10 protein-coding genes are annotated in these 8,894 nt (G+C 44.4%); 9 read left to right on the top strand and 1 reads right to left on the bottom strand.

Annotated elements, in window-relative coordinates; all coding sequences use genetic code 11:
* Positions 1-111: 111 nt before the first annotated feature.
* Entirely contained in the window at positions 112-1,122 is a 1,011-nt protein-coding gene (gene asnA, locus HMPREF0373_RS13160) for an aspartate--ammonia ligase (RefSeq protein WP_021740243.1), read from the bottom strand.
* Between the two features lie 183 nt (positions 1,123-1,305).
* On the opposite strand from asnA, the gene HMPREF0373_RS13155 reads away from it, so the two are divergent.
* From HMPREF0373_RS13155 to HMPREF0373_RS13120, 9 genes are all read left to right on the top strand, one after another.
* Positions 1,306-1,914: an HD domain-containing protein gene (locus HMPREF0373_RS13155; protein ID WP_021740242.1), complete on the top strand. Its 609-nt coding sequence runs from the start codon at positions 1,306-1,308 to the stop codon at positions 1,912-1,914.
* 101 nt (positions 1,915-2,015) lie between these two features.
* Positions 2,016-2,948: an amidohydrolase family protein gene (locus tag HMPREF0373_RS13150; RefSeq protein WP_021740241.1), complete on the top strand. Its 933-nt coding sequence runs from the start codon at positions 2,016-2,018 to the stop codon at positions 2,946-2,948.
* 177 nt (positions 2,949-3,125) lie between these two features.
* Positions 3,126-4,067 (top strand): L-lactate dehydrogenase, encoded by a 942-nt coding sequence (locus HMPREF0373_RS13145; protein ID WP_021740240.1) that lies wholly within the window; start codon positions 3,126-3,128, stop codon positions 4,065-4,067.
* A gap of 136 nt (positions 4,068-4,203) precedes the next feature.
* On the top strand, positions 4,204-4,914 hold the full coding sequence (locus HMPREF0373_RS13140; protein ID WP_021740239.1) for an NUDIX hydrolase: 711 nt from the start codon (positions 4,204-4,206) through the stop codon (positions 4,912-4,914).
* A gap of 220 nt (positions 4,915-5,134) precedes the next feature.
* The gene (gene pyrE / locus HMPREF0373_RS13135; protein WP_021740237.1) at positions 5,135-5,815 is read left to right on the top strand and encodes an orotate phosphoribosyltransferase; all 681 of its coding nucleotides are present in this window, start codon (positions 5,135-5,137) and stop codon (positions 5,813-5,815) included.
* An 11-nt stretch (positions 5,816-5,826) separates the two neighbouring features.
* Positions 5,827-6,147 (top strand): VanZ family protein, encoded by a 321-nt coding sequence (locus HMPREF0373_RS13130; RefSeq protein ID WP_021740236.1) that lies wholly within the window; start codon positions 5,827-5,829, stop codon positions 6,145-6,147.
* Positions 6,144-6,314, top strand: coding sequence for a VanZ family protein (locus tag HMPREF0373_RS17660; protein WP_341348900.1), 171 nt, complete (start codon positions 6,144-6,146; stop codon positions 6,312-6,314). The genes HMPREF0373_RS13130 and HMPREF0373_RS17660 overlap by 4 nt, the downstream gene beginning before the upstream one ends.
* Before the next feature lie 91 nt (positions 6,315-6,405).
* Positions 6,406-6,750 (top strand): DUF6142 family protein, encoded by a 345-nt coding sequence (locus tag HMPREF0373_RS13125; protein ID WP_044964462.1) that lies wholly within the window; start codon positions 6,406-6,408, stop codon positions 6,748-6,750.
* A 22-nt stretch (positions 6,751-6,772) separates the two neighbouring features.
* Positions 6,773-8,839 (top strand): aminopeptidase, encoded by a 2,067-nt coding sequence (locus tag HMPREF0373_RS13120; RefSeq protein WP_021740233.1) that lies wholly within the window; start codon positions 6,773-6,775, stop codon positions 8,837-8,839.
* Positions 8,840-8,894 lie beyond the last annotated feature (55 nt).

Raw genomic sequence — 8,894 nt, 5'->3', positions numbered from 1 at the left:
TTGGTGCGTGATTCTGGTCAGCGAAAGCTGACTTCAACTGAGATAAAATAAGCCGGAAACAGAATCCGTATCTTCCCGGAGTTCTGTTCCAGCCTGTTTGTTACAAAAAAACTAAAGTAACTGAATACCAGCTGTCTTCAGTTCAGCTTCCATTTCTTCCGGCCACAGAGAACACTGTACTTCTCCGATATGTGCTTTTCGCAGGAAGAACATACAGATACGGGACTGGCCGATACCGCCGCCCATAGTGTATGGAAGTTTTTTCTCCAGAATTGCTTTTTGGAACGGAAGTTCTGCACGTTCCGGGCAGCCTGCTTTGTCAAGCTGCTCTTTTAAAGATATTTCATCTACACGAATACCCATAGAGGAAAGCTCCAGTGCAATATCGAGAACCGGATAGTATACAACGATATCTGCGTTTAATGCCCAGTCATCGTAGTCCGGTGCACGACCATCATGTGGCTCACCACATTCCAGTTTATCACCGATCTGCATAATGCAGACAGCTCCTTTTGCCTGAGCAATGTAATACTCACGTTCCTTTGGTGTGTTATCCGGGAACATTTCTTCCAGTTCGCGTGTTGTTACAAAGAAAATCTCTTTCGGTAAGATCTCATGGATATAATCATACTGAATAGACATATATTTTTCTGTTTTACGCAGTACTTTGTAAACCTGACGAACGGTTTCTTTTAATGTATCCAGATTTCTCTGAGATTTTTCAATTACTTTTTCCCAGTCCCACTGATCCACAAAGATGGAGTGGATGTTGTCTGTGATCTCATCACGGCGGATCGCATTCATATCCGTATACAGACCGGAACCGACTTCAAAATCATATTTGTTCAGTGCGTAACGTTTCCATTTGGCCAGAGAGTGTACAACTTCACCGGTGCGTCCGTTCTGCTCGGCAATATCAAAACTTACCGGACGCTCCACACCGTTTAAGTTGTCGTTCAGACCGGAAGCCGGATCTACGAAAAGTGGTGCGGACACGCGGGCAAGGTTCAGCTCCTGTGCCAGGCGGGTCTGAAAGAAATCTTTTACTGTCTTGATCGCAATCTGAGTATCATGCAGATTGAGGTCAGATTTATAATTTTTTGGAATCGAAATGGTACCCATAAAAATCTCCTCTAAAACTGTTCTATTATGATCTGTTGATTAAATAACCATTGTTCATTATAGCATCTGAGCATGATTTTTCAAGATTTGATACCTATTTCCTATAAAAATTAAGGTAGAAATTGCTATTGCATGGGATGTAGCCTATAATAATAGGAAAAAGTCATTTTACAGGAGGCATATATGGACAGAGAACGGCTGGAACGGCAGTTTGATTTTATAAAAGAAATAGATAAGGAAAAATTTATTCAGCGTCAGACAAAGCTGTCAGACGGCGTCCGCAGGGAAAACGATGCAGAGCATGCCTGGCATATGGCGATCATGACAGTGCTGCTGTCAGAGTATGCCAATGAAAAAATCGATGTGCTGCGGACAGTTACTATGCTTCTGATCCACGACATTGTGGAAATTGATGCAGGGGATACCTATGCGTATGATGAGGAAGGTCAGAAAACACAGCATGAGCGGGAGAGCCGGGCAGCAGACCGTATCTATTCACTGCTTCCGGAGGATCAGAAGAAAAAACTGCGGGATATCTGGGAAGAATTCGAGGAGGGTGAGACAGCGGAAGCCAAATTTGCACATACTATGGATAATATCCAGCCGGCGATGCTGAATGCAGCGAATGGTGGTGTGGCATGGAAAGAACGAGGGATTTCAATGAGCCAGATTATGAAGCGGAATGCACATACAGCCGAGGGTTCACAGAAACTGTGGGATTATGCGTTTGAAAACTTTTTTCAGAAAAATATAGATGCCGGAAATATCAGAGACGACAGGAAAAGAGATTAAAACATGAGTGTAGGAATTTATGCTTTTACAGATATAAAATATCGTAGATAAAGTGATATCAGAAAATAAGTGATAAAAAACAGATTGGCAGGGAACATTTTATGAGAGAAAAAATAGATATTCATGCACATTATTTTCCACCGGCATATGATCAGATGCTGGAAAAGCGGGGAATGAAACTGTTGGACGGCGGTTTTCCGAAGCCGGAGTGGAACGAAGAGATTCAGCTGTCTTTTATGGAAAAGCTGGGAATCACATACAGCGTACTCTCTATTTCATCTCCGCATTTACATATGGGAGATGTAGGGGAGGCCATTGAGGTGGCACGGTCATCCAATGAATATGGAGCTGAGCTGATGAAAAAATATCCGGAACAGATCGGTGTGCTGGCAAGTCTGCCGCTGCCAGAAATTGATGCGGCAGTTGAAGAAGTGAAGTATTGCCGGAACGAGCTGCATGTGACAGGATTTGCCTTACAGACCAATTCCTGCGGATTGTATCTGGGGGATGCGAGACTGGATCCGGTGATGGAAGTCTTGAATCAGGCAGAATCAGTGGTGCTGATCCATCCGACGGAACCGGCAGCAATTCCGCAGGGGGTCAATGAGAACTTACCCTATCCGATGATGGAGTTTTTCTTTGATACCTGCCGTGCGGTGATGAATCTGATCCTGACAGGAACATTGAATAAATATCCAAAGATCCGTTTTGTGATCCCTCATGCGGGAGCCTATCTGCCGATCATCAGTGATCGTGTGGCTTCCATGTCAAAAATGCTCTGCCCGGACGGAAGTGTCGATATCCGGAAATGTCTGGCAGATCTGTATTATGATCTGGGTGGAACCGCCATGCCGAAGCAGTATGGAAATTTATGCCAGATGACCACAAAGGATCATATTTTGTATGGCAGTGATACACCGTTCACACCGTTGCCACTGTGTTGCAAACTGGCAGAAACGATGGATCAGGGGCTGACAGCTGAGATGCAGGAACTGGTTTACCGGGAGAATCCGAAGAGACTGCTTTGCAAATAATAGGATTCAGGCCGCAAAGCGACTGCGTTCATGAGCAAGTAGTGAAAGTGGATTGCGAATGTCCGTTTTACGGTAAATGAGATTTGGAATGCTGCTTGCTATCTGTATAAAAAGTATCGTTTCAGGAAAGTATAGAATTATGTAGAAAATCACTATACTGACCTGGAGGAAAAGGTTATGAACAGACAAAAAGCAGCAATCATCGGATGTGGATTTGTGGGATCATCCACGGCATTTGCACTGATGCAGAAAGGACTTTTTTCGGAGTTGGTGCTGATCGATGCAGATCAGAAAAAAGCACATGGCGAGGCAGCAGATATCGCCCATGGACGGCCATTTGCGCATATGATGCAGATCTATGCGGGAGATTATGCGGATGTGGGAGACTGCGGGCTCATTATCGTTACGGCAGGTGCAGCACAGAAACCCGGAGAAAGCCGCATGGCATTGGTGCACAAAAATGTAGAGATATTGAAAACTATCATTCCGCAGATCACAGCGCAGAATTTCGAGGGGATTTTATTGATCGTCAGCAATCCGGTGGATATTCTGACCTATGCGGCATGGAAGATTTCCGGTTATCCGAAGGAGAGGGTAATCGGAAGTGGAACGGTGTTGGATTCCGCACGGTTTCGCTATCTGCTCAGTGAACATCTGCAGGTGGATTCTGCCAGTGTACATGCCATGATCATTGGAGAACACGGGGACAGTGAACTTGCGGTGTGGAGCGGTGCCAACGTATCTGGAATTCCAATTCATGATTTTTGTGAAATTCGAGGCCATTATGACCATGAACAGGCGATGGAGCAGATTTATCGCCGGGTGCGTGAAAGTGCATATCAGATCATCGAAGAAAAAGGTGCTACTTATTACGGTGTGGCCATGGCGGTGACGCGTATTGCGGCGGCGCTGATTCGGGATGAGGGCGCAGTGTTGCCAGTATCAAGCCTGATGCAGGGGGAATACGGACTATTCGATCTGTGTATCAGTGTGCCGGCAATTGTTGGAGACGATGGTGTGCGGCAGGTGTTGGAAATTCCGTTAAATGAGAAGGAAAATAAGGAACTCCGTCATTCGGCAAATGGATTGAAAGAAATCTTGCAGAAAATTTGGCTATAAAAAATGTGAGACAGGATAATCATTCGAAAGAGAAAAAGAGTGAATGATATTTTTTGTGTAGAAACGATGAAAGTAATTGTATAATGATGTAAAAAAGTATGGACAGTAGAATATGGGTATTGCAAATAATTAGTAGATGATGAATGATAAGAATCAAAAGACAGAGAATGAAATGCGTGACAATCATACAGAAATGAATAAAAGAGTACAGTATACGTGGTTAAAAGAAACGTTGGCACAGCATGAACCGACGTTTATCGACATGGATCAGTGCCATCAGGCAGCAGTCTGTATTCCATTGCTGAAAAATACAGACGGTGGATATGACGTGTTGTTTGAAGTGCGTGCTGCCACCATAGCACATCAGCCGGGGGACGTATGTCTGCCCGGCGGTATGGTGGAGAAAGGTGAGACGCCCAGAGAAGCAGCATTGCGTGAACTGAAGGAAGAATTACTGTTAAAGGAAGATCAGATCAGTTACCTTGGTGATATGGATAAGCTATATAGCGGAGGCAGTCTGGTGATGCATTCTTTTGCAACGGAGGTAAAGGGGTATCAGAACACCTTCAATCCTGCAGAAGTAGCGGAAGTGTTTACAGTTCCGTTGGAATTCTTTTTACATACGGATCCGGAATGTTATGTGATCCGGGCAAAGGTGGAACCCGGAGAGGATTTTCCCTATGAACGGATCTGTGGCGGACGGGAGTACCGCTGGCGCAGCCGAAAGGAAGAAGTTTGTTTTTATCAGTATGAGGGACATGTCATCTGGGGGCTGACGGCAAAATTGATGCGGGCCTTTGCAGATGTGGTCAGAGATAGGGAAACAGGATATGAAAAACACGTATAAACAGGTGGAAAAATACGCGATAAAATTCTGTCTTGTCAGTTGAAAAATTAACATCCACATAGTATACTAATTTATATCTGTGCATAGTTTTGAGCAGGTGGCGAAAGCGGATTGTGAATGTTCGCTTTGCTTTTTGCAAACGGAAGAAACTTGCAAGGAAAATACAGAACTGAAAAAGAAAAATCCCGGAAAACGGTTTAAATAAGGAGGATATGAGTACATGGAACAGTACAAACAGGAATTTATCGAATTTATGGTAGAAAGTGATGTTTTAAAATTTGGAGAGTTTACCCTGAAAAGCGGCAGAAAATCTCCGTTTTTTATGAATGCAGGAGCATATGTGACAGGTTCCCAGTTAAAGAGACTTGGCGAGTATTATGCAAAAGCAATTCACGATAAATACGGCGATGATTTTGACGTTTTATTCGGACCGGCATACAAAGGAATCCCGATCAGTGTCGTGACAGCTATCGCTTACAGCGAGTTATACGGAAAAGAGATCCGTTACTGCTCTGACCGTAAAGAAGAAAAAGACCACGGAGCAGATAAAGGAAGTTTCCTTGGAAGCAAACTGCAGGACGGCGACCGCGTCGTTATGATCGAGGATGTTACCACTTCCGGAAAATCCATGGAAGAGACTGTCCCGAAGGTACGCGGTGCGGCAAATGTGGAAATCGTAGGTCTGATGGTATCCCTGGATCGTATGGAGATTGGAAAAGGCGGTCAGAAGTGTGCCCTCGAGGAAGTAAAGGAGCTCTATGGTTTTGAGACAAATGCCATCGTAACTATGGCAGAGGTGGTAGAACATCTTTACAACCGTGAGTGCAATGGCAAAGTTGTGATTGATGATAAATTAAAAGCTGCCATTGATGCATATTATGAGCAGTATGGTGCAAAATAAGCATTGCGGCAATGTTTATAAATAATCATAAAAAACAAATTAGACTTTTATGCAGAATATTATTTGTGCTGTATATCGCCGGTCTGGTTTATTTCCTGTTTTTTGCAGAAATGTTGGACCGGACCGGGATTGAGCGCAGTTATCATTATAATTTAATTCCGTTCAGGGAGATACGAAGGTTTATTGTGTATGCAGATCTTCTCGGACCAGTGGCAGTGATTTCCAATTTGTTTGGGAATATTGCTATTTTTATGCCATTTGGTTTTCTGGTTCCGATCCTGGGCAGAAAAAAAGGAAATTCTGGTTCACAGCACTGGCGAGTTTTGAATTGAGTCTGAGCGTGGAATGTATCCAGCTTATAACTAAAACCGGCTGTTTTGATGTGGACGATATTTTCCTGAATACAATCGGTGGAATATTAGGGTATCTGGTCTATGCACTGATGCAGCGTAAGCGGGACCGGGATGCCGATGCCAGAAGGCTGAAAGAAAGATCATAAATTTTTTCAGACTGTCGGTGCCTGTGAAGTATGTCGGCGAGGTAACGCAGATATATTTTGCGGCGCATGTGAATAAATGAGGAGGCAACGTATGGCAAGCAACAGAAGAAAATATTTTCGCCGGACACGCAAGACCCGGATGAGGGATTTAAAACATTCCCCTACCGGGATTTTGTCTTTTTGTACGGCAATGGCTGCACTGGCAGTGTTTTTAGCGGCAGTGGTACAGTCATTTCTTGCATCCGGTGAAGGCGGATATAAAGTAGGCGGTCTGGGATTGATCGGACTGATCCTGGCACTGGGAGCGTTGTTCTGTGGTATTTTTGCAGTAAAAGAGCCAAAAATCAGACCGCTGCTTCCGAGACTTGGCATTGTGTTCGGTGCAGTGCTTACCGTTGGTCTTGGCGGCATGTACATATTCGGTCTGGTAGGATAAAAATCAGTAGGAGAAAAATAATATGGGTGACAGCATTTGGAATAATTTTTTAGATGAAACAATGAAAGAACGATATGAGTTGGTGGCGGAGCGGATCGTGGAGATCAGTAAAGACCCACAGGTGCCGGAATGTTACAAAGACTATTTTTCAGAGGCAGCAGCTTATCTGGAGAAAACGATGGAATTATGTCAGATGGCAATAGCGGGAACTTTGCAGCAGCGCAGTCTGGAGACCTGCAAGGGAGATCAGGAGTTTTTGTATCATCATATGCTTCCGGCCTATTATGCGGAGAGTTATGCAAATCCAGCCTATGCAGTTACTGTTTTTGGAGAAAAAGAAGGAGAACTGCTTAGTTTTCTGCGGGCAGAGCTGGATGTGGCGATTGCTTATGCCTTTGAGGGAAAACTGGCAGAACTGACTTTACTGATAGAACTTTTTGTACAGGTGTACAATTGTTTTGAAGAGGAAGATGTACAGGAAGCAAAACAGACGATTTACTGGTATTTCCATGATTACAGTGAAGTCTTTGTGGAGAATCAGATCCGGGAAATGATCGACCCGGTGGATAGTCTGTACAAAAAGATTATTATGAAAGCAGATCTGTCGGATCTCAGTTATCTGTATCAATATGGATTCTATATCGGAGAAAACGAACTCGGTATAGCAGCATTTTTAAATGAACTTTCCGAGGAAGAGATTCAGAGCATGGCGGACACTTATACAGAAGGATACCGCATTGGATTTGAGATTACAGGCAAGGATATCAAGAAGAAAAAGACGGTGCAGATCCACTATCAGGTTGGATTTGAGCGTATGATCCGTGCCGCGATCCGGAATTTTGAAAAAATCGGACTGCAGGCAACGATCAGCAGAGAGGCGTCTTCTTCGTTTCATAACAGAGGCGCTTCGAAACGCTGTGCTTATGCAACCAGTGTAAACCGCCAGTATGATTTTGACCATAAAGAAGATAAAGCGTTCTATTTTGACAAAGCATTTGTGGAGCGTCGTCTGGAAGTACTGCGCACCGTATTTGAGCAGCATAAGATTCAGGCAGCAGAACATGGCGGACCGGCTGTGCTGGAAGTGTTCGGTGAGGAACCGTTTTCTCCGGAGAAAAAAGAGGCGTCTATTCATTATCATGACCGCCAGCAGGAACTGGTGGTTTACAATGCCTCCATGTCCGGTCAGATCACAAACGAATATATCAAAGGAGAGGAGCGCAGCTTTACCATCATTGCGTATCCGATTCCGGAGATCGGTGATCAGTTTAAGGAAATTTTTGCAGAAACCGTTGTGATCAATACACTGGATTATGCAAAGTATCAGAAGATGCAGCAGTGTATCATTGATGTACTGGACAGTGGTACAAAAGTACACATTACCGGTCGTGGCGGCAATCGTACCGATCTGACCGTAGCCCTTCATCCGCTGACCGATCCGGACAAACAGACCATTTTTGAAAACTGTGTGGCAGATGTCAATATTCCGGTTGGTGAAGTGTTTACGTCTCCGGTTCTGGCAGGAACAAACGGAACACTGCATGTATCGGAAGTATTCCTGAACGGTCTGCAGTATCTTGATCTGGAGATTGTGTTCAGGGACGGTATGATCGAGCGTTATAATTGTGGAAACTTTGCAGATGAAGCACAAAACAAGGCATATATCCGTGACAATATCCTGATGCGTCATGAGACACTTCCGATGGGCGAGTTTGCCATCGGTACCAATACAACCGCATACCGTATGGCAAAAGAATATCAGATTGGAGCGAAACTTCCAATCCTGATTGCAGAAAAGACAGGTCCGCATTTTGCAGTAGGAGATACCTGCTATTCCCATGCGGAAGATACCGCAGTATACAACCCGAATGGCAAGGAGATCATTGCACGGGATAATGAGAAGAGCCTGCTTCGTAAAGAGGATATGTCAAAGGCATACTTTAACTGCCATACGGATATCACCATTCCGTATGATGAACTTGGTGCCATTACAGTGATCCGTCCGGACGGCAGTACTGCGGATATTATCCGGGATGGTCTGTTCCGTGTGGAAGGTGCAGAAGAACTTAACGAGCCGTTATTAAAATGATGCCAGGGTCAAAAGCCTGAAATCACGATGTGCTTGCACAGGAGTGGTTTTATGG

It is taken from the genome of Eubacterium ramulus ATCC 29099, assembly GCF_000469345.1.
Lineage (GTDB): Bacteria > Bacillota > Clostridia > Lachnospirales > Lachnospiraceae > Eubacterium_I > Eubacterium_I ramulus.
Note: the sequence above shows the minus strand (reverse complement) of the source record. Positions and strands in the feature narration are given on the sequence as shown.

Bases quoted from the DNA above. Each gene is read 5' to 3' on its own strand.
- asnA (WP_021740243.1), bottom strand. From the start codon at position 1,122: ATGGGTACCATTTCGATTCCAAAAAATTATAAATCTGACCTCAATCTG.
- HMPREF0373_RS13155 (WP_021740242.1), top strand. From the start codon at position 1,306: ATGGACAGAGAACGGCTGGAACGGCAGTTTGATTTTATAAAAGAAATA.
- HMPREF0373_RS13150 (WP_021740241.1), top strand. From the start codon at position 2,016: ATGAGAGAAAAAATAGATATTCATGCACATTATTTTCCACCGGCATAT.
- HMPREF0373_RS13145 (WP_021740240.1), top strand. From the start codon at position 3,126: ATGAACAGACAAAAAGCAGCAATCATCGGATGTGGATTTGTGGGATCA.
- HMPREF0373_RS13140 (WP_021740239.1), top strand. From the start codon at position 4,204: ATGATGAATGATAAGAATCAAAAGACAGAGAATGAAATGCGTGACAAT.
- pyrE (WP_021740237.1), top strand. From the start codon at position 5,135: ATGGAACAGTACAAACAGGAATTTATCGAATTTATGGTAGAAAGTGAT.
- HMPREF0373_RS13130 (WP_021740236.1), top strand. From the start codon at position 5,827: ATGTTTATAAATAATCATAAAAAACAAATTAGACTTTTATGCAGAATA.
- HMPREF0373_RS13125 (WP_044964462.1), top strand. From the start codon at position 6,406: ATGGCAAGCAACAGAAGAAAATATTTTCGCCGGACACGCAAGACCCGG.
- HMPREF0373_RS13120 (WP_021740233.1), top strand. From the start codon at position 6,773: ATGGGTGACAGCATTTGGAATAATTTTTTAGATGAAACAATGAAAGAA.